Source organism: Paenibacillus sp. Soil766, from assembly GCF_001428105.1.
In the GTDB taxonomy this organism is placed as follows: domain Bacteria; phylum Bacillota; class Bacilli; order Paenibacillales; family NBRC-103111; genus Paenibacillus_E.
Window position 1 is genome coordinate 77,955 of sequence record NZ_LMSJ01000013.1, and the last position, 23,729, is coordinate 101,683.

Here is a 23,729-nt window from a genome sequence, read left to right on the forward strand (position 1 = left end):
TCTGAATTATCCTTAATAACATCGAATCTCGTAGATTGCAGCCGACGGATCTCCATTGGTCGCCTCGATCACGACGCGTATTGTATCCGTTTGAACCGACTGCGCTAGGGTATATCGGCAATGGCGCTGGTAATTATCTTTCACTTGGATGAGCTCTTGCCATCCACCGTCCACATACGCTTCAATTCGATAATCCTTTGGACATTGCGGATCGCGATAAAATGGTGGATACCCGCGGTATTCCCATAATAGGTTGCCCGGGAATGAGAGCTCGATCTGTCCAATCGTTTGTTGATCCTCCCACTTCAATTCCAGCCATTGCGGAAGCGCCTCTTTTGCATCCGAACGCCACAGGTTCGTAAACCGATAAGGCCGCGTTACACCGTTAATGACTTGCTCAGGGCTGTACGCATGCTGCGGAGGATCTACGCGGAAGCTACGGGTCGGACCGTTCCAATCCCGGCGCATCTTGCCTTCGCCCATTTCATACGCACACGTATGGCCTGGCACAATACCATCCCCGCAATGCCAAGCAACGTTGGGATTCGCCAGTAAATCCAATCGCACATAGGTCCCCAGCTTCAAGCCATCATCCCCGCTCAGGTGTACATCCCAATCGATCCATTGGTACTTGCCTGGCATGATTTCCAGCTCTGTTACGGCCAGCGGCGGATTGGCGTCGCAGCGATAGTCCCAAATATGATCCACTGGAATCATCTTCGCTTCCACGATTTGAGGGGTTTCGCTCAGATTGCTCACACATACCGACACACGGTTCAGCACGCCTTCCGATATCGCAATCCATTGCCCCTTCCGCTGAAGGAGAATTTCATCCTGATGACCGAGCTGGCCGGATGCGTGCAGTTCCGCCTTCACTTCCGAACCGTTGCACGAAGCTTGACTGCTAGCCGTAACGCGCGCCTTGCGCGCAAGATCCAGCTCATCCTCGTTCGTCGTGTTCAGCAGGAAGCAGCCGTCGCGCAGCAGTGTTTGCTTCACTTCTTGTATAGCCTGACTTGGGACATCCGCTATCGCTAATCCATGCTTTAATGCAATCGCAGCCGATGTTCCCACTGCCTGCCCAATCAGCGCGGTTGTCGCCATGACTCGTACCGTGCCTAATGCGGCATGCGTAACGGAGATATTCCGCCCAGCCATCATCAAATTATCGATATCCTTGGCAATTGTTGACCGCAAAGGAATACCATAAGGGCCGCAGTAGCTTTTCACCATATAAGGGGACGTTTCATCATAGCCTTCCGAACTGGCATGCTCACTGGTAGGCGCAAGAAGTCCCCCGGGTGTATGCAGATCAAGGAACCAGCCGCCATAAGCAATTTCATCCTCAAATACGGTTCGATTTAGCGGGTCGTGTTCCGTCATCAGATAGTGACCCATAATTCTGCGGCTTTCCCGTTTGCCAGGCACTTGGCCAATCCAATCTATTGCGTGATTCGCTGCCAGCTCTTGCGTGCGAGGATCCTTGTTCTTGATCCAATCCCAAATCCCTAACACGTAGCGTGTGAGCTCATGACGAATATCTTCACTTTCATAGATGGTGTGCCAAGGCATGCCGATTTCAATCCACCAATAACCGCCTCGCATATCGTTCGGATTACGGCCCTGCTTGTAGAAAAAATCCGGATTATCGAGCTTCGCGGCCCAATCCGGTGCGGTGAACGGAGCAGGGTAGCCCAAATCCTTTGTTTTAAAAAGAAGAGAGCTCCCCATCACATCTCCGTTGGCCCGGAGTGGCGCGTGCGGCTCGTCAAATTCCTCACGCGCTTCCGAACCCATTCGCCATTCGCAGCCTGCACGTTCTGCAACGATGCCGTCACCTGTGCAATCCACGAATACATCCGCTTCGAGCTCAAGCTCCATTTCAGCGTTCGCTACATACCCCACGACCGAAGCAATCTTTCGCTCACCCGTCATCCGAACATCCAGAATGGCCGTATTCAAATAGAAGGTTAAATTCTCCGTGCGCTGCGCCAGATCATACATCGTCATATCCCAAACGCTGTTCGTCCATCCATTCTCAAAAATCTGCTCATGATTGCGCGCGCGTTCCTCAATCAATAATTCCGAAATGATCCCCGTTTCCTTGGCGTAAACATGAAAAGCTGCTGCACCATGAGGCGTCACTCTGACCTCGGACGAGCTGTTCCCGCCGAAGACAGGGCGATCCTGTACCAGACATGTTTTGGCGCCATGTCTGGCCGAAGCAACGGCCGCACAAAAACCCGCAAGTCCGCCTCCGCACACGACAACATCGTACTTCTCCGTCTTTTGCCCCTTTTTTCTCGCTGTATGATTGCCATCTGTACGCGTATCTTTGAAGCCATTCCCCATATCTCTTCGTCTCCCTCTATGCAGCCGCACCTAACAATCCTTGATGACAGCGTTTTCTTTTTCTCCTTTTCACTTTATCCTGAACAGGTACGCATTAAAATAGCACCATTTTTGATTTGATGCCTTCATTTTGGCACCACAAGTACACATCATTTGAACCCGCCGATAAAATGTTAAGTGTATATGTGATGCTTTGTTTACATAGTTTGCACCTTCGATATATATATTCGGACACAAAAGAGTCCCAATCTCAGCTAAAGCTAGAATTGGGACTAATAATTTATTTAACGACTACTTCACTGATAGATTTAAGACTTCAAAATAATTAATGTAAATTCAATTGGCTGCAAAATTCATCGTCCCAACGAAACATCCTGGGTAGCAATAATCAATTAATTCACCCAATCAGATGGATCAATTAGTGACTGGTTATACAGAAGATCCTATCGATCGGTTACTGTCTCCTTTTCTCCTGATACGCCGTACAATGCCGGACAAAACGTTTAGCAGCCTCCACATTAGATGCAAAATGAACATGCGTGTATCCCGCCGTCAGAGTTGGCAGCGCGTAGCCGTCCTTGCCGGCCCCACGCAACCCTTTTGTCTCGTAGGCATAAGGGCACTCGTCTTGATCAGGATTTACAGCGATCGTAGAATAATGGAACTCGTGCCCGCGGATCGTCTCTCCTTCCGCCAGAAGCGCACTGTCGCGCAACCCCTTCACCTCACGGTAGCCGAGTGCAGCCAGCGTTGATTCCATACGCACCTCAGCGGGAATGAGCCCAACCATTTCGTGCTTTTCGCCAGAACGATCAGTGATGGACCTGGTTAAATACATGTAACCGCCACATTCCGCAAAAACCGGAAGTCCCGCCTCCGCTCGCGTTTTTATGTCTTCACGGACATGACGGTTTTCCGAGAGCCGAGAGGCAAATTCTTCCGGAAAGCCGCCTCCGATATAGACCCCGGCGGCGTTATCAGGAACGGCTTCTCCCGCAAGCGGACTGAACAAACGGACACGAGCGCCCAAATGCTCGAGCAGCTCCAGGTTTTCAGGGTAGTAAAAGTTGAATGCTGCATCTTTCGCAACAGCGATAATCGGTCTTGTTCCGGAAACGGCCATATCTGCGAACAATCGCTGTTCTGGCCAATCGAGCACGGGTGCTTCTCCTGCTAGCGCCAGTATGGCGTCAAGATCGATGCCCTTTTCGATCACATTGGCTGCATGCCTGAAGAGCGGTGCAAGTTCGCCTCGCTCAATAGCAGGCACGAGGCCAAGGTGCCGCTCCGGCACCTGCAGCCCGTCGTCGCGGCAGAGCCAGCCGAGTACGGGGATACTGCATACTTGCTCGATTGCCGCTTTGACAAGCTTGTAATGCGCATCGCTGCCGCATTTGTTGGCGATGACCCCGGCAATTCGTCTAGGACCCGCCAACTGCTGGAAGCCGAGCACAATCGCTGCCGCGGTTCTCGCCATGCTCTGTGCATTCACGACAAGCAGAACAGGACAGTCCAGAAGCTCGGCGATTTCCGCCGTCGATCCTGCGTCGGATAGCGGGTCATTACCGTCAAACATGCCCATGACGCCTTCGATGACGGACACATCAGCGTTTGCAGAGCCTCGTAAAAAGATTTCCTTCATCGTATTATGAGAAAGCATCCATGTATCGAGATTACGTGACTGCCTGCCTGAGACGGCCGTATGATATGTCGGATCAATGTAGTCGGGGCCGCATTTGAAACCCTGCACCCGCAAGCCGCGCTGCTGCAAGGCGGCCATCAAACCGATCGTCACCGTCGTCTTACCGGCACCACTTCCAATTCCGGCCACGACAAAACGGGGTCTGCGCTCACTCATGCGCGTTCCACCGAACTTCCGAGGGACCGAAAGGGTTCATGTTCGAGGTGAAATCCAACCAGCCTTCCTCCGAGGAACTGAAAGCCTCAATTGCCGTCAACAAATCTCCTTCATGACCGTACCTTTTCAGTTCCAATCGCATTCTCTCCTATCCTATATTTAATAATGTGTAACTAATCAAGCCAATGATCAGATGTACAACGACGATTGAAAAAGGAGGAGCGAGAAACCAGCCCCTCCCCCACTTACCTATTTTTTATACAAGTCTGGATAGATCGCATTCGCGATGCCAAGCAGCGCTTGCGTGATCCGCGGACCTGGTCGGGAGAGTACGTCTCCGTTCAGACCGATGACTTGTTCGGTTTTAATTGCCGTAATATCTCTCCAGCCGGTGCGGCCGTGAATGAGATCTTCCAGCTTTTTGCCCTCTTTATCCACCTTATCAAGCGTATAGATGATCACATCCGGATTGTCTTTGATAATCTTCTCTTCGTCGATCTGAATCCAGCCCTTTACGTCGGAAGCAATGTTCAGTCCGCCAGAAAGCGTAATGAGCTCGTTCATGAACTCACCGCTCCCCACCGTCCAACCAGGGGAAAATTCGATGTAAACCTTTTTCTTCTTCTCTAGTTTGATAGTCGCCGCTACGTCGGTTACTTTCTTAATATCCGCTTTCATTTGCGCAACGAGTGCTTCAGCTTCCTTTTGTTTGTCGGTAATTCGTCCGAGAAACAGAATCTCGTTAAGAACATCGTTAAGATTTTTCGGATCCGAGCAAATGACGTTAAGACCTAGCGTGCGAAGATTTTCGAGCGCTGTATCCTTAATGGAAATTCCCGTGACGACGAGATCAGCGCCAGTGGCCACGATCGCTTCCGCATTCGGCGTGGTGGTACTTCCGATCTTTGCCTTGCTTTCCACTTCCTTCGGAAAATTGTCGGACTTCGATACGCCTACGATCCGATCCGCTAAACCAAGCGCGAATAAAATTTCCGTCTCTGAGGGGGATGTGGACACTATCTTCTCCGGCGCTTTCACAAACGTGATTTTCTTGCCAGTTGCGTCCGTTTCTGTCAGCGGATAGAGCGTCCTCTTGGCATTTTCAGCCGATGTTGATGCAGATTGGCTAGCATCCGTCACTGACGATGTCCCGCTAGACTTTGAGATTGAACTCGTGTTGTCGGACGATGAATTGTTATTGTTCGCTCCGCATGCAGCTAGTATTACGACAAGTAAGATAGATAACACGATAAGACTGATTTTTTTCATTTCCACTGTTCCCTTTCAAATTAGCTCATATGATTTGCAAAAAGTTGGGACATCTCATGTACCTTTCGTGGAGGTGTTCCTATCGTTGCACGAAGAGTACTGGGAAACCCATCCCAAATTTCAATTAACATTGGAGGTTCAAGCTCGGAAGGAAGCTCTGCTCGATTGTAATAGAACACATCGAGAGGATCACCTTCAAGAACCTTTCTTCCTTGGTCCATAACGATTACCCAATCGGCCCAAGAATAAGCCAGATTCATATCATGAGTTGCCATGACGATCGTCATTCCTTGGCCGTGGAGGCGGTTCAACTCATCGATGAACTGCCGTTCGGCATGACGATCCAAATAAGCCGTAGGTTCATCCAGCAGCAGCATTTCCGGTTCGAGTGCGACTACACCCGCCAACGCGACTCTTTTTTTAAGTCCCAAACTTAAATGATGAATGGGCAAATTCGCAACATGCTCAAGATGGAAGGTTCGCAGCATCTGTGAAGTCCGTTGTTGAATGACATCTTCGGACATCCCGGCATTGCGCATACCATAGCCTATATCCTCAATGGGCGTAGAGTGAATCAACTGATGTTCGGGATCTTGGAAGACGAGTCCGATTTGTTGGCGAAGCTGCTGCAGATCTTTGCGCTTGTAGCTGAGGGGTTCTCCCTTCCATTGCAACATTCCGCTCATTGGCTGGACGATTCCGATTGAATGGAGAAAAAAGGTCGATTTCCCCGACCCATTATGGCCGATGATCGCGGTCCGCTTCCCTGTGGGGATGTTCATTTGCAGCTCCTGAAGCGCTTTGCGATCGGAACCGGGATATTGATAGCTCACTTCAAAAGCTGCCAAAATATGATTCATGTATAAAGCTCCTTTCATCTGTAAATGAGGTTAAGCAAAAGGAGCATACTGATGCCAATAAAAGATTCTATCCTATATCTGCGTAGTACCGCTTTATGGGAATAAGGCGCTAACCGCAGTTCACCAGCGAAGCCCCTTGCTGTCAAGCCTTGATTAAGCTCATCATAACGCTGTATCGTTTTAACAATGAGTCTCGAGATGAGAATCGAACTGTCTCGCAGCCTGCTCCGAAATCCAGTCTGTCCTCCTCTTGCGGTTTGGGCCGTATAGATCATCGTGGAGGTTTCCATAAGTATGAAAAGAAAACGATACATAATTAACATGAGCTCGATCAACAACGGATGGATTTTAAGCTTGTTCATAAGCTGAAAGAGCTCAGACATCGGGGTAGTCATTACTATGAAAGTAACACAGGATGAGCAAGCCGCAATTTGAACCCCTAACGACAACCCTCTGTGAATACCTGTTGACGTCATATAGATGGACCAATTATGAAAAGTCGCAATAACATAATGATCAGGCAACATAAGGGTATCATTGGACACAGCATGACTGATTTCAAGAATGATGGCTGGCAAGCTCGCCGCATAAAATAAGAAAGGAACGATGATCAGCTTTGAGTAAATTTTAAAGGGAATTCTGGCGTGAACAACGGTCCAGTACATCATCCAACAAAAAATCACAGCCTGAAACACTGCATTGGAAAAATATGTCATTATAAGCATGATGACTGCAAAACCGGTCTTCCAGACTGCGGATTCATTCCTAAGCTGATTGGAATATGAATAAGAATCGATCAGCTTAATCATCGGATCGGGATGATGTAGCCGATCCCTTGAACTTTCCTAACACATACCCAATAAAGCCCGCGCCTAGCGCTGCTTGCAACGCGAACATCATACTTTCTGTCTCCGCGGGTAGAGAAAGGAATGACTCGAACCATGGCTGATAAGAAGGCTGTAACTCGGCAATCATTTGTTCACCTGCCCCATCGGCTCCACCGAAGTCACCGTTAATCATTAGCAGTGGAATAACAATCATAAGCGCAATGATAATTAGGAACGTGATCGTCATTGTACGAGTTTTCATTTCGTTTCAATCCCTTTCATATGTTTTTGTAAGAACTGGATCTCTTTCGAATTGTACGAGCTCAACCATTTCCAGATCATCACGGTCAGCAGTCCCTCAATAACCGCAAGCGGTATTTGCGTAACCGCGAAGATACTACCGAATTTAGCTACCGAAGTTAAAAATCCACCGTCTTCCGCAGGGAATGCCAACGATAGCTGGATAGTAGTACACATGTAAGTAGATAAATCGGCAAGCGCTGCAGCAGCAAATATGGCGAAGAGCTGCTTCTTTGTCGAATGGATGAGCCCTTTGTAAACAAAATAGCCAACGATAGGTCCAACAACAGCCATAGAAAATGCATTAGCTCCAAGTGTTGTCAAGCCACCATGTGCGAGTAGCAACGCTTGGAACAGCAATACGATGGAGCCCAACACACTCATTGCAAACGGTCCGAACATGATGGCTCCTAAACCTGTACCTGTCGGGTGCGAACTGCTGCCGGTTACGGAAGGGATCTTGAGTGCGGATAACACGAAAGTAAACGCTCCTGCCAATCCGAGCATCAGCTTTAATTCGGGAGCTTCTTTGGTAATACGAATCAGTGAACGCAAACCGACAATAAAAAATGGAATAAATACCACCCACCAGAATATGGCCCAACCAATGGGGAGAAAGCCTTCCATGATATGCATGGCATAGGCGGATTCGGGGTCATTTAGAAATAAATACAGTGAGAACACCAGTATGAGAAAAAATACAGATCCGTAACGCTTAAGATACGTTCGTTGCATCTTTAATCCAGCCTCCAGTATGATAATAAGTCGCTCAAGGCTCAACTCCAGGAATATCGAAAACCGATTTACACACACTTCAAATCGTCAAGTCGTACATAAGATGCTTTCATTGTGCTGGCGATCAAGCGTGCCAAGCCTAGCCGAATACGTCCATTCTCCGTATCGATGATTGTTGCACAGAAGTCTTCCTGAGCGATCTTTTCAGCTAAATGTAAAGCGGCCTCGAGTGAGGTTTCGTGATTTACCGAATGGCTTGATCTGCTCACTTTGCCATCGGTAAATACAAAAATGCTGGATTGGAACGATGGCTCTCTCTTGCCCCATCGTTGTAACAGCTCTAGACACGTTCGTAAGCCCTTGGCTAGAGGGGTTGTTCCACCATTGCGAAGCTGTTCCAGTGCGTGCTTCGCTTGCTTGACGCTTTTTGTCGGAGGAAGCAGAACTTCAGCTTTTCCGTTACGAAAGCTGACAATTCCAAAAACATACCGTTTGGGGTATGCCTTCTGAATCATTGACAATATCGCAGCTTTGGCTTGCTTCATCTGCATGTAGCTAGACATCGAGCCACTCGCGTCTATCGCATAGAGCTGGAACTGTTTATGCTGAAGAATGAATGTCTTCTTGTATAAATGCTCCCGCCCTAGCTTGATCTTGCAATGGTTTTCGCTCTTGTTCTGCAGTTTTGGCTGAAAAATAGCGGCTGCTAACGTCTTCTGCCAATCGAAACGGACTGATGTATCAAGCTTTCCACCAGCAAACGATTGAGAACGCAAATATCGGCCACGTAAGGGATGGTTCACACCATTGGCACGTGTGCGAGTACGCCCCCCTCCGAAGTTACGACTAGCGATTGGGCTAGTTTTAGTGCTAACTTGATCAAGGGCAGCGTCTTTGATGCGGAACAAGCTATCAATCGGCAGTAGCTGCTCATCGATCGGTGCTGGAATAGAAGGCCCCTGCCCCTCATTTGTCTCTACTTGTGGCTGGCTCGCAGTCTCGCTTTCGGTATAAGAAGGAGTCGCATTATTCGCAGCATTCTGCCCAGATTGTCCAGAATCTCCGTTATTCGGATTCCCATTGTCATTGTTGCGCGACGACTCATCCCCGCTATAATCTTCAGGGGGCGAGTCGTCGGGATCTGGCTGCCACTGCTCCGTGCTACGATGGTACAGCACTAAAGGAGCAGCGTCATTGACATCCGCTACTGTGACACTTGGATGATTCCGATATGCGGCAAGCGCCTTAGCTGCTTCACACAGGACGAGATCCGCTCGTACCCCTTCTGTTCCAGCTTGAATACAGATTCGGGCGATTTGCTCCAACCTAGTTTGCGGCAATTCAACATCGGGTAGCTTGATTCTTGCGGAAGAAAGCTGCTCACCAACAGCTTTCTCTTGCACCTCCCACTGTCGGATGAATTGTTCTGGATTTGCTTCAAATTGCATCCGTCTGCTCATGATCGAAGTCCGGGCTTCGATATCTTTCGGCGTGATTACTGGTACAGACAAGCCGAATCGGTCGACCAGCTGAGGCCGCAATTCACCTTCTTCCGGGTTCATCGTGCCGACCAGAATGAAGCGCGCCGGATGCGATACAGAAAAGCCTTCACGCTCTACATGATTCCAACCTGAAGCGGCTGCATCGAGCAGCGCATCTATCAGATGATCTGGCAACAGGTTGATTTCATCTACATACAATATGCCACGATGAGCTTGTGCCAGCAGACCGGGCTGGAAGGTGTAAATTCCATTCCGGAGTGCTGCCTCCATATTCAGATGACCGCTTAGCCTATCTTCCGTAGCCGAAAGCGGCAACTCAACGAACGGAGCTTCTGCATACTCCACCGGTCCATCCCATTTTTCCCCTTTGCAATGTGGGCAAAATTCAAAGGGCATAGCCGGATCGCAATGTGATGAGCAACCCGGTACAAAAGGAACGAGCGGCATTAACTTGCGCAGAGCGCGAACAGCAGTTGACTTCGCATTGCCACGCTCTCCTTGAATGAGCACACCGCCTACTTGAATCGAAACTGTATTAAGTAGCAGCGACAGCTTGACGGCATCTTGACCCACAATGGCATGAAACGGATAGGAATGGCGCTTTGTATTAAGATTCCCCATCGGTATTCCCTCTTTCTTCAAGAAACTCTTCCACCTGCAGCAGCGAGTCCATTAGACCCTCGATCGTCTGAGGATTAGGGGACTCCCACATCTTACGCTGCGCCGCCTCCAGCAACCGTTCCGCGATTTCCTTGAGCGCCCACGGGTTCGATTGCTGCAAAAACTCACGGTTTTGTTGATTCAGGATGTATTCTTCAGACAGCTTCTCATACATCCAATCCTCAATAACATGTGCAGTAGCATCATAGCCGAACAAGAAATCTGTCGTATTGGCCATTTCGACAGCACCTTTATATCCATGACGACGCGCTGATTCGAGCCATTTTGGATTGACAACCCGGCTTCGGAACACCCGCATCGCTTCCTCTGTGATGTCCCGCACTTTAGGCATTGATGGGTTAGAAGTGTCACCGAAGTACATTTTCGGATTATTTCCTGTGAGCGAGCGTATCGTGGCAATCATGCCGCCATGCTCTTGGAAATAGTCATCGCTGTCGAAGATGTCATGTTCACGGTTATCTTGGTTTTTAGTCGCAATTTGAACATGGCTGAGGCGATGTTTGAATTCAGTCGGAGCAGGCGTGCCATACTGCGTGCTTGTGTAAGCATAACTGGACCAATTCATAAATACTTCGGCGATTTCGTGTTCCGTCTCCCAATTACCACTTTCGATCAAGGAAAGCAAACCTGCACCATAAGTTCCCGGCTTGCTACCGAAAATTCGATACTGCGAAGATTCGTGCGCTGCGGATGCTTCCATACCCAACTGCAACTTCTCGGTCGCTTCTTCTCGTATATGCTTGCGCAGCGGATTCATTTCATCCGGCTCATCTAGCTCACTAACGAGCTTGACAGCATCATCGATCATGCGAACAATATGTGGGAATGCATCTCGGAAAAATCCGCTGATCCTCACGGTCACATCAACCCTAGGCCTTCCAAGCTCTTCTAGTGATATGACCTCAAGTCCCATTACACGACCGTTTGAAGGCTGCCATACTGGACGAACGCCCATTAACGCATAAATCTGAGCGATATCGTCGCCACGCGTTCGCATAGCCGATGTACCCCAAACGATAATAGCTACCGTCTTCGGATATTCATTCTCTTCATCCACATAACGTTGAATGAGCTCATCAGCTAATTGGAGACCAATTCTCCATGAACTCGTAGAAGGTAATGCTTGCGGATCGACTGAATAGAAATTACGTCCTGTCGGCAAAATATCCGCCATCCCTCGGGTCGGCGCTCCGCTCGGACCTGCTGGAACGAAGCCGCCATTCAAACCGACAAGCAAGTTACCAATCTCCTCTGGTATGCGCAATAGACGAGGTATTAGCGAATCCACGACATACGAAGTTACCGATTGAATAACAGGATGAACGCGAACTTCATCAGGGATTTGAGCTTCCACGCTGAGTCCCTCAGCGTTTATTTTTAACACCTGCGCGAGTTCGCTTGTTCGAATGATTTGTTGAATGATGAGACGAGAAATCTGTTCAATCGCTTCCTTCATGTCTCGGACACGAGGAGCAAACTTCTTTTGGAAACCGGCAAATGACGCTAAATACCTTGGGACTTCCCCTTGCCAAGTCTCTCCAAGCTCGCTCTGCATCGCCGTCCATTTGAGATTCAAGCTTTCAGCGACAGCGCTAGGTAACCCTGAAATATCCCCATTTGGATGCTGTACTAGTGAATAAAGCAAATCAACCCATGCTGCCTCCGACTTTGGAGTCTCCCCAAGAATATGGAGTCCATCCCTAATCTGTGCTTCTTTGAGTTCACAAAGATAGCCGTCAAGATTTTTCAGAAAAAGGCTGAGTTCCGCGTATTCCGTTGGGAGTTCCGCCTGATGTAAATCCTGATCGAGCTGTGCTTGCTTTATTGTCTTCCAAAGTTCTTCTTGAATGTAGGGAAGCTTCTTCGGATCGAGCAATTGCACTTGGTAATACTCTTCGAGTAACAACTCGATTCGGCTCAGCTCACCATAAGTGTCGGCTGTGGTAATTACAGGCACCATATGATCAATAATCGTGGCATGGGTGCGCCGCTTGGCTTGTGTCCCTTCACCTGGATTGTTGATGATATACGGATAGAAATTCGGGAGATCGTCGAGAACAACTTCTGGATAACAATTCTCCGAAAGTCCGATGCCTTTACCCGGAAGCCACTCCAGCGTTCCATGCTTCCCAAGATGGACGACCGCGTCTGCCCCAAACGTATCTCGCAACCACCGATAATAGCTAATGTAATGGTGGGTCGGCACAAGATCAGGACTATGATAAATGGCGGAGGGATTATCGCTGAATCCGCGAGGAGGCTGCAAGCCGACGAATATATGTCCGAATCGGACACCCGGAATAATCACATGATCCTCATATACAAAAATATCTCCGGGAGGTCGGCCCCAAGCTTCCTGTACCTTGTGCCGCGCCTTTTCACTAATCTGCTCCCAATTGCCAGCATAGTGAGACACAGGAAGACGACCATGAGCCGTTGCAAGCTGCTCCTCGGTCAAATAATCGCGATCATTGCTGCAAGTCGCGATAATCAAATGCGCCAGCTCATCGCCTGTTCGCGGAAGATGCTCAGGATCACCTAGATCGTAACCGGCTTCTGCCATCGCACGCATGGTGGCAACGATCGAATTGAGCGAATCCATTCCGACCGCATTGCCTATCCGTGAATTTTTCGATGGAGAATTGTTCAGCAGGAATGCAACACGTTTATCCCAATTAGCCTTCTTGCCCAGACTGGACCACTTGATGGCAAGCCGAGCTATGTACCCCGTACGGCTGCGATCTGCAGCATATTTGCGAATTGATGTCTTCAGCACCGGATCCTCTTGCTCGACTTCCTTGAAGCTGATCGGCACTGTGATGATGCGTCCATCAAACTCCGGGAGCGCAACGTTCATCGCGATATCTAGCGGTGACAAGCCTGCATCGCTTGCATCCCACTTTTGATGGCTGTTGAAAGAAACAATCGCCTGAAGGACAGGAACATTTAATGCTTCGATTGTAGAAACGCTGTTTCGGCTCGGTGGGCATACGTCGTTCCCTCTACCATGCACCGCAAAGCTCATCGTCACGATTAACCCATCCACTAGTTTACGACCGTGCGAATTAACAAGAAACTGTCCGTAGCTTTCTTGCTGCTCGTCGTTCGAATTTTCCTTGAGACTTTGGGCAAAAATCGGGAGTGGAATGCCGCCTTTTTCTGCAATGTCCTCGCACAACGAGTCGATGAACTCGATGTTTTGGCTCATCCAATGCGCCCTGTAAAATAAAATTCCGATTACCGGCAACCCTTGAGCTAACTTCGATTGATGTTCTTGCGCCCATTGATCCGATGAAATCGGCAGTAACGATTTAGATTGATAAATGCCTGCCCATGGCATTGAAGCAAGTTTATCATAGCCATAGTTTGTCTTCAGCCAGTTGTCACTGACAAAATGCAACATCGAAATGAAATTACGGACTCCACCATAAACCGTATAGGACAACGCCTTTCTTGACAGTTCAAGCGGCACGTTCGTTGCTCGGTCAAGCTCTGGGTCTTGCTCGGTATTGCCAGGCCAAGCCATGAAAGGAATCTGCTGCTGGTGACATAGATTGCGAATTCTGTCGAAAGCATATGGTTGAGCTTTACGGCCTCCATGAACAAGAAGAATAACAAGCTTGGCTTGGTCCAGCCACTGATCTAAGAACGACCCAGCAAGATCATCCCGATCCAGCCAATCGGTAACATTGGCGGCACGTATCGCTGGAAAGTCCGATGGCAATGTTGGCAAAGCTGCTTTTAATGTCAAAATGTCCGTATCTGCTGTAGTTAAATATATAATCATCGAAGGCACTCCTTTCGACATTGAGAATGATTTATTGTTCTTTTGTTTCTGCCATTGCTTTTTCTTTTGCTCTTTTCTTTTCGGCTCCAACACTCGGGAGCATACCAGTTGCTCCGTTTCCGCTAGGGGCAAAACGACCTTGATTATAGGAGAAAGAAATCTGCTCTTGTAGTGGTGTGCTCGATTGTAAAAGCCCACGAACTAAGTTCTTTCCAGTCTCAGGAGTCATGTTCATATACCAGTTTCCTTCCGGATAGACAGTGACAACAGATGCATCTTCACAACGTCCGTTGCATCTTGTTCGCGTGGTATGAATCAGATCTTCCGCTCCATGCGACGCGATTTCTTCGCGTATAGCAACGGTGACTTCATCTCCTTGCTTACGTAAGCAGCTCGAGCCGTTGCATATAAGAATATGATGTTTCGTTTTTGAAAAATCCCAAGTAGATATTCGTTACACAACCTTTCATAGTGGTATAGACAACTTTCGTCGAGTTAGGAGTTTGCATCCTTTTTCTTCATTTCTCTAAATACTTTCGGGCTTCTTACATATTCAACATCCGCGACGCCTAATCGATAATTCATTACTCTTGCAGCAGCAAATAAATAATCAGACGTACGGTTCAAATACTTAAGTACATGCGGATTAATCCGCTCCTCCTTGGACAACGCAACGACACGCCGTTCAGCACGACGTACTACCGTCCGAGCCAAATGCAGAAAAGCTGAGGCTTGGCTGCCACCGGGAAGGACGAAGCGCTCCAGCTGTGGCGATTCTTGAATATACGCATCGATGCAAGACTCCATCGCAGGCAGAAACTCATCTAAAAGCTCTTCTGTTACCTTAAAAGGCCGACGTTCTTCCATTCCTTCTTTCTTGCTTAGATCACTGCCGCAATCGAATAGAATTTGTTGGATATGTTCCAGTTCATCTTTGATCTGAACTTCGCTTTCAGGGATGTAAGTGATCGCAATGCCGATAATGCTGTTAGCCTCATCAATAGTTCCATAAGAATCCACTTTTACACTTGCTTTCGAAACACGCCCACCGACAATACTTGTTTCGCCGAGATCTCCAGTTTTCGTATAAATTCTCATTTTTCATCGCCTCTTTCTTCACTGTATAGAACGAACAGGAGTAATATTCAAACCAAACGCAATCGGTTCTATCATGCTTTCGATGCCATATACCTGTTGCAAATTTTGCTCGGTCAACACTTCACTGGGATGACCGGTTGCGTACACTTCACCTTGCTTCATAAGAATGATACGATCTGCATAGCGTGAGGCAAGCTCAAGATCGTGGAGAACCATCACGGCTGAAGTATCGTTATTTCTCACCAGAGCTTGAATCGTGTCCAGCGCTTCAAGCTGATGCCGAATATCAAGACCTGTAATCGGCTCATCCAACAGCATGACCTCCGGCTGCTGTGCCAAAGCTCGTGCCAGCATAACTTTCTGGCGTTCGCCGCCACTAAGTTCGCTAATATAACGCTTTGCTAGCGAGGAAAGTTTAAGCTCATTAAGAATGCGTTCGACTTGCACCATATCTTCTTTTGTAATCCCCCAACGAAGATGTGGCGTTCTCCCCAATAGAACGACCTCCAATACGGTCATTGGAATGGACGGGGAGAAATGCTGCGGAACGAATCCGAGCATACGTGCCCGTTGTCGGGGAGAGTAATTTTGCAGCAGCTTGTCTTTGTAAGATACAGCTCCGCTTTTCGGCGGATAGAGATAGGCCATACATTTCAACAACGTGCTCTTACCTGCTCCATTCGGACCGAGTATCGCAACGGTTTCCCCTCTAACGAGCTCAAGACTCACTTTGTGAATCGCGGAACGTCCTCCATATTGAAAGCTTACCTCCTCTAATCGCAGGCTCATGGTATCCCCCCTTTTCTTAATTCCAATATTCTCTTTTCTTGCTGATCAATAAATAGATAAAGAATGGAACGCCGATGATCGAAGTAACGATTCCAACCGGAATCTCGACAGGAGAAAAGAGTGACCGTGCAAGAGTATCTGAGAGTAATAATAGGATCGCACCTAGCAAGCAGGATGCCGGAACGAGAAATCGGTGGTCGACTCCGATGATCATTCTCGCTACATGAGGCGCCACAAGTCCGACGAAGCCGATAACTCCTGTGAATGCGATCGTGATTGACGAGATGACCGTCACAGTGATAAGTGAGACTAGCCGAAGCTGTTTTACCCGAATCCCCGACGTTCTTGCAATTTCCTCTCCAAGTGCCAGCACATTTAACTGCCATGAGTAGCGCATGATGATCAACATACCAATCAAAGTGACAGGTGCGATTAGCTTTATTTCTGACCAATTCGTCCCGCTTGTACTACCCATCAGCCAAACAATCAAATCTTTAAGCACATCATTTTTGGAAATATATTTAAGTGCAGAAAGCCCTGAAGAGAACAAGTAACTGAAAGCAACCCCCGCAAGTAACAGCACCGTGCCTGAATGATTCTTTAAGCTAGAGATCATATATACTAACAGAATGGACAAGCAGCCAAATACAAACGCATTAGTTGCAATCAGCCATGAGCTTGTCAGTATCGTTTTAATGCCAAACAAACTAGTGCCCAAAACGATTGCCAACGCTGCACCGAAGGAAGCTCCACTTGACACGCCTAGCGTAAACGGGCTGGCAAGTGGGTTTCGCAAAATAGCCTGCATGATGACGCCTGCTCCAGCAAGTGCGATGCCCGTAAACACATCCATCCCTATGCGTGGGAACCGTACATTTCGTAGAATTATCAGATTCGTCGACTCCACCGATGGGGCAAACAACCCCTGCATAATCTCGTGATTGGTCACTTGAATCGTTCCAAATTTGGCGGCGCCAATGATGATAATTATCAAAAAGGCTGATAGTAACAAAAGGACTTGCCATTTTCTGCGAAGGGTTGCCGCATATTCGTTACTTGGAACTAACGTTTCATCCATCTGGATCCATCTCCTATGCTTGATTCAAATATAAAAAGCCCCCTGAACAGTTTCAGGAGGCTTGCATGCAGAATTAAAAAGTGTACACGACAAAACGGTCGCAACCTACTTTTAAGTTCCATGCATCTTTTCCTCGAAGATATTCATGAATAACACCAAATAGGCAGGTCTCCTGGCTATTGCGTCTTCGCAGTATCCAACCTTCCCATGAAGAACAAACATCACAGTGGCATAACGGATACGACTCGGCAAGTACAGTGGCGGGACCGCGTCGGTTTCGAACCGAACTTCCCTTTTAATCTCCCAATCGACTTCGATCAAGGAGAACCTATTGGCAAATATTTAGTTTTTGTTAGGACAATGTATAAGTGAACGCAATTAGTAATTATAGTGAATGAAAGTGCTTTTGTAAATGTATTTAGCGTAAAAACTGCGTTGTTATTTTTGACATTCTACTTTGCTGTTTTGTCACGATATATAATCAGAGTAATTGCATTTAATATGATGGTTACTATGAGAAGAACTGCTGCGACGTACGCCACAGTATCCATTGTGTCCATAAGTGCAGACCAATCCTTGATCTTTACCTTATGATATTCTTCTTCCACAATCCTGCTCTTCAAGAACGCTCGGATTGATAAAGTCCAATAATACACATCCATAAAATTTCGGTTCTCATCTTCGAATTCAGGGTGGATGACTCGGGTCAAAAGCTTTTAATTCAATTATGGAAGGAAAGCCGAGGATAAGCTTTTAGCTCGATTACTTCTTGACGGACCTTTGCCGGAGTAACACCATGCATCAATTGAAAAGCTCTCACGAAAATAACTGGTGATTCATAACCATACTTAAAGGCAATATCAATAACTTTTGCTTTGTTATTTTGCAAATCAATTGCTGCAAGGGTAAGCCTTCTGCGCCGTATATATTCCGTTAGCGTCACATTCGTAATGTATGAGAACATTCTTAGAAACTGATGCGACGAACAACAAGCTTTTTGTGCAACTTTATCAACTTCAATTTCTTCGGTTAAATTCATTTCGATGTAATCCATCGCTCGATTCATCCTCGCAAGCCAATCCATCTGATTCCCTCCTCTCCTTCTTTCACACCTAGCACCAATAAAGTTACGGAACCGGTTGAGTATAAACCTAGCGCCTTCATCTATTTAAGCTTATCTCCAGTACTCTAGTATCAACCTTGTTGGATTTTAGTTGACTGCACTTTGAGTCAGCAATTGCTGGATTTGCTGCAACTGTGTCTGGGTTAACGGTCCGAAATCCAACGCTTTGGCGTTCTCCGTCACTTGCTTTACTGTGCGGAATCCTGGGATGGGGAGCGTCATTTCGCTTCTTGCCCAAAGCCACGCTAAGGCACCTTGGGTAAGCGTCCGGCCATTTGAGGTCAAAATTTCTCGGATGTCTCGCAAATGATTGGTCATAATTGAGGATGGAATTCCATCTTTGAAATAAGTTAACCAATCCAAATTGTTTCTACTTCGAATATCTTTAGGGTCTACGACCGTTGTCACTTCTGAATATTTTCCTGTCAACAATCCCATTGCAAGAGGACCTCGGTTAATACTTGCTAATTGATGCTTCTCACAGAGGTCTATCATAGTAGTATTATCACGGAATATGTTCATCTCATGTTGAATAGCAGCACAATGTTTGCTTTGGGCAAAAATCTCAGCACGGTTCGTTAAATCGGTAGACCATCCGAAATAGCGGATTTTACCCTCTACTACAAGCTCCTCAAGCACTTCAAGAACCTCTTGTGCTTTATGCTCCGGATAATCGCCAAGATGGAATTGATACAAATCGATATAGTCCGTGTCTAATCTTCTCAGCGAAGCTTCGCAGGCCTGCTTGATGTAAGCACGACTCGCATTCTGGCCTGTTGCCTCCTTCGTTTTCTCATTCGTCACAAAACCAAATTTCGTAGCGATTATCGCATTGTTACGTCGTCCCTGCAGGGCACGACCGATTACCCTCTCACTGTGTCCTGCTCCGTAATTATCTGATGTATCGATAAAGGTAATGCCGTTGTCGATCGCACATTGGATTGCGGCAATCGATTCTTGATCATCAATATCACCCCAACCGAAGGGCTCACCGGTTTCTACCTCATACCAAGGCCCTCCGATCGCCCAGCAACCAATACCCATTGCACTTACTTCTATTTCAGATCTTCCTAATTTTCGTTTGAACATAACCTTCATCTCCTTTTCTCTTTTGTTCATCTTAAGTATAATGAATGAAATTGGTAATCATAAGAGCCAATAATTATCTTATTTCAGGAACCAATTAGGAGGGGGAATCATGGTTGTTTGGATTTAACCCAAAAGCAAATGCCGGGTCCATAACGAATCAATTATGCGGCTATTTACGCGAAAACATTGAGAGTGGGATGCTCTCCCCTGGTCTTCAGTTACCTTCAACACGCAAAGCTGCACAGGAGCTTCACATAGCACGGAATGTCGTAATAGAGGTATATGAGCAGTTAACCGCTGAGGGATACTTGTCTACACACATTGGCTCTGGAACGTACGTCGCTGAAGGTATTCAAACCAATCAAGCCCAGTTGTTGCAAGTCCCCCCAGTGCCACAGTCTGTGCCTCACCACGCTATGAAGGAGAACGAACTTATCAACTTTGACGCAGGCACGCCTGACTTAAGGCATTTTCCGCGCAGGATTTGGAGTAAGTATGTGCGTGAGATTACGGATTATGAACAGGATAATGTGTTTGATTACAGTGATATTCAAGGAGCTATGGAGCTTAGAGAAGCAATTGCCCGTTATGTATACCGTGTTAAGGGTGTTCGTTGCAGCACGGACCAAATCATCATCACTTCAGGCACTTCGGAAGGCTTTTTACTGCTAGCGTTTGCCTTCTCGGACCTTTTTCGAACCATTTATGTCGAAGAACCTACCATTGGATTTATCGCCGATATTTTCCAGAGAATGAAGTATGCCATCCATCCCGTCACTGTCGATAGTCATGGAATGATTATTAGCCATATCTCGCCTTTGGATCCCGGAGGCTTAATTATTCTTACACCTTCCCATCAATACCCGACTGGTAGCATTCTCTCGATTCAACGGAGGCAGCAAGCAGTGAGACTGGCTGTAGAGGCGGGGCATTATATTGTGGAAGACGACTACAACAGCGAGTTCCGGCATAAAGGAGCTCCGGTTCCGCCTCTACAGACCTTAGCACCCTCTCGAGTCATCTATGCAAGCACTTTCAGCAAAACGTTATCACCTGCTCTGCGGGTTGGTTTTCTCATCGTTCCCCCTAGCCTGACAGAACGAGTGCTAAAAACTAAGAGTGAATTGAATCTAACTACGTCTGGTATTACCCAATTAGCCTTAGCAAGATTCATAGAAGACGGACTTTTCGATCGGCATATCCACAAAATGAAGGCGATCTATAAGAAGAGACGCAGCTTCCTAGCTGAGCAATGTCACGATATCTTTGGAGATGGAGCTCAGATCTTAGGGGATGAAGCAGGGATGCACGTTCAAATCGAATTTCGACCAGAGCTGTACGGCAAAATCGATTGGCATCAAATCGAAAAGTTCGGTGTACGTCTTAGTTCGTTCGATGAATATGCAATAATCAAAGGCCAACAACCGGGCAAAATTGTACTTGGATATGGAAAGTTGACAGAAGAGGAAATTGGCGAAGGACTGCGAAGAATTCATAAGTTTATTAATACGATGAAGTTATGAAAGTAATCGAATCCTGCATACAAATGTCCAATGAAGAGAAATAAAGGAACTGTAGTCACTACTTTATTCATTATTAGAATTTGAACGGCTGCTTCAGCGGAAAGTGTTCCCAGTTCCGGAATAAGTCATCTCGTAATTAAAAAATAGCTTTTTCAATTAATTTTGCACCCACTATTGAGAAAAGGCAATCAGTCCAATGGACTGGCTGCCTTTTCATATTGTTATAAAGCTAACTGGTTACCATACTAACTCATAGAAGCAATATCATATCGTATTTGGTATACCTGATTGTTAGCATACCAAAATTCCAAAGTTTCCTTCCCATCAACATACCCAATAATACTCCCACCTTGTTCCCACCTTGTGTAGTAGCTAGCACCATATAATTGCGTTACTTTGTCAATTGATTCTCCAACACCTATTCCTTTGTTAGTTTTTAGTGGTTCAACATTTAAAGTTGTAATAATAATGCGGATAATTTCATCGTTACCCTTTTGAGTAGCAATCACCAGACCATCTTTTAATTTGTAATAGTCAAAAAGTGCATTTTCTATTCTTTCATATTCCTTACCGTATTTACTGATAAACCAATCATTCTTCATACTTTGGTGTAGCTTTAAACCATTGATATTTTCATTACTCAAATTTGTATTATTTGTAATAAGAGTGTAGTAATATCGTGGGGAAAAATTCGAACCCCAGAAGTAGATAGAACCCATAACGATTAGAATTAGTATTGTAATTCCAATCCTCTTCTTCATTTGTTTACCCCCCTAAAAGAAATCTATAGTTTATTGGAACATTCAAAATATTTTACCACAATTAGGAATGAAAGAAAGTAGACCATACGAGCAGGGAGGTTTTCTGAAACCCTCAATATTTACTTGATATGAGGATTCATCAGCCGTGCCCCTACCCTCACAGAATCCACTCTATATTCGTATAAGTTTAGCTCTAGGAGCTTTCTTAGATTGACATGAGCAAATGAGCAGGAACATAATGTAGGAACAAAATAATAATTGGATTTGGTGTTAGGAGGAGTCTCTAGATGAAAGAACAAGCCAGTAATGACAACCACATGGAGAAATCCAGCTCCAGTATTTGTGAAGTACTGCAAATTCTGAACGCCAAATGGGCCTTCCTCGTTCTTGAAGAACTGCTTAACGGACCACAGAGGTTTAATAAGCTTCAGCGGAACTTATCCATTGTCAAGACCCAATCCCTCACCGATACACTCCGACACCTGGAGAAAAACGGTCTCGTGCATCGCAAAGTCTATCCTACTGTACCCGTAAATGTTGAGTACTCGCTGACTGAAAAGGGCAATGATTTTCAAACAGCGTTGAAGGAAATGGACAAATGGGTGCAAAAGTGGGGTACAACGATGCAAGCCATGAAATCAGCCGACTAATGACTTCATTGCGCAGCATACAAAAAAACGCTAAGCGAGTAACTGCTTAGCGTTTTTTGGCATGGATATCCACTTACTTAAAGTAACCAGGTCCAACTAGATGGATTATGTCCAGATACTTTGCGTTCTTACTTTAATTAAGTAACTCAATTATAATCACAATACTCACTCCACCGGACGCGGCTATGTGTGAGGTTGGAATATAGGAGAGAAAGGAAATCATTTCTATGAATCAAAAAGTCATATACATGCTAACAATAGCTGTTTTCTTCACTGCTACTTCCGAATTGGTCATTGCTGGCATTCTTAATGTGCTAGCTGATCAATTACATGTCTCCTTCGCTCTTGCCGGACAACTCATCACTGTCTATTCGCTCGCGTTCGCTATTGGAACGCCAGTCATCGTGTCGCTGACGGCACGAATGGGGAGAAAAAAGCTACTTCTCCTAGCCATGCTTGTTTTTATTTTTGGCAATCTTATCTCATTTGTCAGCTCTAGTTTCACACTTCTGTTCGTATCCCGAATGATACTGGGTGTGAGCTCCGGTGTCTTGCTAGTAGCAGCCTTCAGCACCGCTGCCAAAATGGTTCCGCCTGAAAGAATCGGCAGCACAATCGGCACCATCATTCTCGGGTTCAGCAGCGCCATGATTCTTGGGGTACCGATTGGCATTGCGCTGACTCATGTATTCAGTTGGCAAATGATATTCCTCTTACTTGCCGCCGGCAGCACTATCATCATGATTGGCATGGCGCTCATGCTGCCGGAAATCCAGGGAGACGCTCCTGTTTCCTTCAGTCGACAATTCACCATACTTGCGAATCCAGTTATTCTGACCGCTTTGCTTCTTGTCCTGTTCAGAGAAGCTGGTAACTCCATCCTATTCACGTATTTAACTTCATTTCTTGATACGATTCTGCATAGGAGTGCTTCCGATATTGGGTTCATCATGCTTTCATTGGGCATTGCCGGTACAATTGGCTCCCGCATTGGCGGCTCGGCTGTCGACAAATGGGGAAGTGTTCGAATTATGGTCATCAGCATGATCGTTCATGTGGTTACACTCACCTTATTGCCTTGGGCTGTCCACGTATTTCCGCTTGCCATTGCACTTTTAGCAATGTGGATCGTAGCCATGTTCATTATGGGACCAGCTACGCAAAGCTATTTCATCGAGAAGGCTCCGCAATCGTCTAATCTCATCATAAGCCTGAACATTTCTGTGACACAGGTTGGTCTTGCGAGCGGAGCGAGCATTGGAGGCATGGCTGCGACAATGAATTCAACTATCTTGTACAATCCGTGGGTCGCGAGTGTAGCATTACTTTTAGCTTTCATTGCAGCAATTGTTTCCTTCCAGAAGAGCACAATGTCACAGGCCATATCAGTAAAAGAAGGATTAAGATAAGTTAAAAATTCAACTTCATCGAATAAAAAGAGCCGCCG

19 protein-coding genes, 1 pseudogene and 1 riboswitch are annotated in these 23,729 nt (G+C 46.6%); of the genes and pseudogenes, 3 read left to right on the forward strand and 17 right to left on the reverse strand.

Annotated features, from left to right (window positions below; all coding sequences use genetic code 11):
- Positions 1-12: 12 nt before the first annotated feature.
- The 16 genes and pseudogenes from ASG89_RS11850 to ASG89_RS11925 all read right to left on the reverse strand — a co-directional run bounded on the left by ASG89_RS11850 (position 13) and on the right by ASG89_RS11925 (position 19,348).
- A complete protein-coding gene (locus tag ASG89_RS11850) occupies positions 13-2,352 on the reverse strand; it encodes an FAD-dependent oxidoreductase (RefSeq protein WP_082593020.1) in 2,340 nt (779 codons plus the stop codon).
- A 454-nt stretch (positions 2,353-2,806) separates the two neighbouring features.
- Complete coding sequence (locus tag ASG89_RS11855) at positions 2,807-4,210, reverse strand: cobyrinate a,c-diamide synthase (RefSeq protein WP_057310868.1); 1,404 nt, start codon at positions 4,208-4,210, stop codon at positions 2,807-2,809.
- Entirely contained in the window at positions 4,203-4,346 is a 144-nt protein-coding gene (locus tag ASG89_RS36305) for a hypothetical protein (protein WP_157276617.1), read from the reverse strand. The genes ASG89_RS11855 and ASG89_RS36305 overlap by 8 nt, the downstream gene beginning before the upstream one ends.
- 113 nt (positions 4,347-4,459) lie before the next feature.
- Positions 4,460-5,479: an ABC transporter substrate-binding protein gene (locus ASG89_RS11860; protein WP_057310870.1), complete on the reverse strand. Its 1,020-nt coding sequence runs from the start codon at positions 5,477-5,479 to the stop codon at positions 4,460-4,462.
- A gap of 20 nt (positions 5,480-5,499) precedes the next feature.
- Positions 5,500-6,339 carry an energy-coupling factor ABC transporter ATP-binding protein gene (locus ASG89_RS11865; protein WP_057310872.1) on the reverse strand — a complete coding sequence of 280 codons (840 nt, stop codon included), beginning with the start codon at positions 6,337-6,339 and terminating at the stop codon, positions 5,500-5,502.
- Between the two features lie 14 nt (positions 6,340-6,353).
- Positions 6,354-7,148 carry a cobalt ECF transporter T component CbiQ gene (cbiQ, locus tag ASG89_RS11870; protein ID WP_057310874.1) on the reverse strand — a complete coding sequence of 265 codons (795 nt, stop codon included), beginning with the start codon at positions 7,146-7,148 and terminating at the stop codon, positions 6,354-6,356.
- Positions 7,141-7,428 carry an energy-coupling factor ABC transporter substrate-binding protein gene (locus ASG89_RS11875; protein WP_057310876.1) on the reverse strand — a complete coding sequence of 96 codons (288 nt, stop codon included), beginning with the start codon at positions 7,426-7,428 and terminating at the stop codon, positions 7,141-7,143. The genes cbiQ and ASG89_RS11875 overlap by 8 nt, the downstream gene beginning before the upstream one ends.
- Positions 7,425-8,201: an energy-coupling factor ABC transporter permease gene (locus tag ASG89_RS11880; protein WP_057310878.1), complete on the reverse strand. Its 777-nt coding sequence runs from the start codon at positions 8,199-8,201 to the stop codon at positions 7,425-7,427. The genes ASG89_RS11875 and ASG89_RS11880 overlap by 4 nt, the downstream gene beginning before the upstream one ends.
- A gap of 68 nt (positions 8,202-8,269) precedes the next feature.
- On the reverse strand, positions 8,270-10,324 hold the full coding sequence (locus ASG89_RS11885) for a VWA domain-containing protein (RefSeq protein WP_057310880.1): 2,055 nt from the start codon (positions 10,322-10,324) through the stop codon (positions 8,270-8,272).
- Positions 10,311-14,192, reverse strand: a complete 3,882-nt coding sequence (gene cobN / locus ASG89_RS11890; protein ID WP_268795614.1) for a cobaltochelatase subunit CobN — start codon at positions 14,190-14,192, stop codon at positions 10,311-10,313. Before cobN ends, ASG89_RS11885 begins: the two co-directional genes overlap by 14 nt.
- A 10-nt stretch (positions 14,193-14,202) precedes the next feature.
- Positions 14,203-14,622, reverse strand: a complete 420-nt coding sequence (locus ASG89_RS35560; protein WP_082593022.1) for a (2Fe-2S) ferredoxin domain-containing protein — start codon at positions 14,620-14,622, stop codon at positions 14,203-14,205.
- A 44-nt stretch (positions 14,623-14,666) separates the two neighbouring features.
- Positions 14,667-15,269: a cob(I)yrinic acid a,c-diamide adenosyltransferase gene (locus tag ASG89_RS11900; protein ID WP_057310884.1), complete on the reverse strand. Its 603-nt coding sequence runs from the start codon at positions 15,267-15,269 to the stop codon at positions 14,667-14,669.
- Between the two features lie 18 nt (positions 15,270-15,287).
- On the reverse strand, positions 15,288-16,058 hold the full coding sequence (locus ASG89_RS11905) for an ABC transporter ATP-binding protein (protein ID WP_057310886.1): 771 nt from the start codon (positions 16,056-16,058) through the stop codon (positions 15,288-15,290).
- A 16-nt stretch (positions 16,059-16,074) separates the two neighbouring features.
- Entirely contained in the window at positions 16,075-17,136 is a 1,062-nt protein-coding gene (locus ASG89_RS11910) for a FecCD family ABC transporter permease (protein WP_057310888.1), read from the reverse strand.
- A gap of 144 nt (positions 17,137-17,280) precedes the next feature.
- Positions 17,281-17,483, reverse strand: a riboswitch (cobalamin riboswitch).
- A 383-nt stretch (positions 17,484-17,866) separates the two neighbouring features.
- A pseudogene (locus ASG89_RS11920) lies at positions 17,867-18,220 on the reverse strand (helix-turn-helix transcriptional regulator); the annotation flags it as partial.
- Between the two features lie 126 nt (positions 18,221-18,346).
- Complete coding sequence (locus ASG89_RS11925) at positions 18,347-19,348, reverse strand: aldo/keto reductase (protein WP_057310897.1); 1,002 nt, start codon at positions 19,346-19,348, stop codon at positions 18,347-18,349.
- Between the two features lie 113 nt (positions 19,349-19,461).
- Here ASG89_RS11925 and ASG89_RS11930 point away from each other — a divergent pair, with 113 nt between their 5' ends.
- Positions 19,462-20,871: a PLP-dependent aminotransferase family protein gene (locus ASG89_RS11930; protein ID WP_057310898.1), complete on the forward strand. Its 1,410-nt coding sequence runs from the start codon at positions 19,462-19,464 to the stop codon at positions 20,869-20,871.
- A gap of 245 nt (positions 20,872-21,116) precedes the next feature.
- On the opposite strand, the gene ASG89_RS11935 is transcribed toward ASG89_RS11930, so the two are convergent.
- Positions 21,117-21,632: a hypothetical protein gene (locus ASG89_RS11935; RefSeq protein ID WP_057310900.1), complete on the reverse strand. Its 516-nt coding sequence runs from the start codon at positions 21,630-21,632 to the stop codon at positions 21,117-21,119.
- Positions 21,633-21,919: 287 nt separating this feature from the next.
- Here ASG89_RS11935 and ASG89_RS11940 point away from each other — a divergent pair, with 287 nt between their 5' ends.
- Positions 21,920-22,282: a winged helix-turn-helix transcriptional regulator gene (locus ASG89_RS11940; protein WP_235549726.1), complete on the forward strand. Its 363-nt coding sequence runs from the start codon at positions 21,920-21,922 to the stop codon at positions 22,280-22,282.
- Positions 22,283-22,509: 227 nt separating this feature from the next.
- Positions 22,510-23,691, forward strand: coding sequence for an MFS transporter (locus tag ASG89_RS11945; RefSeq protein WP_057310901.1), 1,182 nt, complete (start codon positions 22,510-22,512; stop codon positions 23,689-23,691).
- Positions 23,692-23,729 lie beyond the last annotated feature (38 nt).

Coding starts and splice junctions, on each gene's coding strand:
- ASG89_RS11905 (WP_057310886.1), bottom strand. CDS start 16,058: ATGAGCCTGCGATTAGAGGAGGTAAGCTTTCAATATGGAGGACGTTCC.
- ASG89_RS11855 (WP_057310868.1), bottom strand. CDS start 4,210: ATGAGTGAGCGCAGACCCCGTTTTGTCGTGGCCGGAATTGGAAGTGGT.
- ASG89_RS11940 (WP_235549726.1), top strand. CDS start 21,920: ATGAAAGAACAAGCCAGTAATGACAACCACATGGAGAAATCCAGCTCC.
- ASG89_RS11850 (WP_082593020.1), bottom strand. CDS start 2,352: ATGGGGAATGGCTTCAAAGATACGCGTACAGATGGCAATCATACAGCG.
- ASG89_RS11860 (WP_057310870.1), bottom strand. CDS start 5,479: ATGAAAAAAATCAGTCTTATCGTGTTATCTATCTTACTTGTCGTAATA.
- cbiQ (WP_057310874.1), bottom strand. CDS start 7,148: ATGATTAAGCTGATCGATTCTTATTCATATTCCAATCAGCTTAGGAAT.
- ASG89_RS11880 (WP_057310878.1), bottom strand. CDS start 8,201: ATGCAACGAACGTATCTTAAGCGTTACGGATCTGTATTTTTTCTCATA.
- ASG89_RS11925 (WP_057310897.1), bottom strand. CDS start 19,348: ATGTTCAAACGAAAATTAGGAAGATCTGAAATAGAAGTAAGTGCAATG.
- ASG89_RS11945 (WP_057310901.1), top strand. CDS start 22,510: ATGAATCAAAAAGTCATATACATGCTAACAATAGCTGTTTTCTTCACT.
- ASG89_RS11935 (WP_057310900.1), bottom strand. CDS start 21,632: ATGAAGAAGAGGATTGGAATTACAATACTAATTCTAATCGTTATGGGT.
- ASG89_RS11885 (WP_057310880.1), bottom strand. CDS start 10,324: ATGGGGAATCTTAATACAAAGCGCCATTCCTATCCGTTTCATGCCATT.
- ASG89_RS11865 (WP_057310872.1), bottom strand. CDS start 6,339: ATGAATCATATTTTGGCAGCTTTTGAAGTGAGCTATCAATATCCCGGT.
- cobN (WP_268795614.1), bottom strand. CDS start 14,192: ATGTCGAAAGGAGTGCCTTCGATGATTATATATTTAACTACAGCAGAT.
- ASG89_RS11910 (WP_057310888.1), bottom strand. CDS start 17,136: ATGGATGAAACGTTAGTTCCAAGTAACGAATATGCGGCAACCCTTCGC.
- ASG89_RS11900 (WP_057310884.1), bottom strand. CDS start 15,269: ATGAGAATTTATACGAAAACTGGAGATCTCGGCGAAACAAGTATTGTC.
- ASG89_RS11875 (WP_057310876.1), bottom strand. CDS start 7,428: ATGAAAACTCGTACAATGACGATCACGTTCCTAATTATCATTGCGCTT.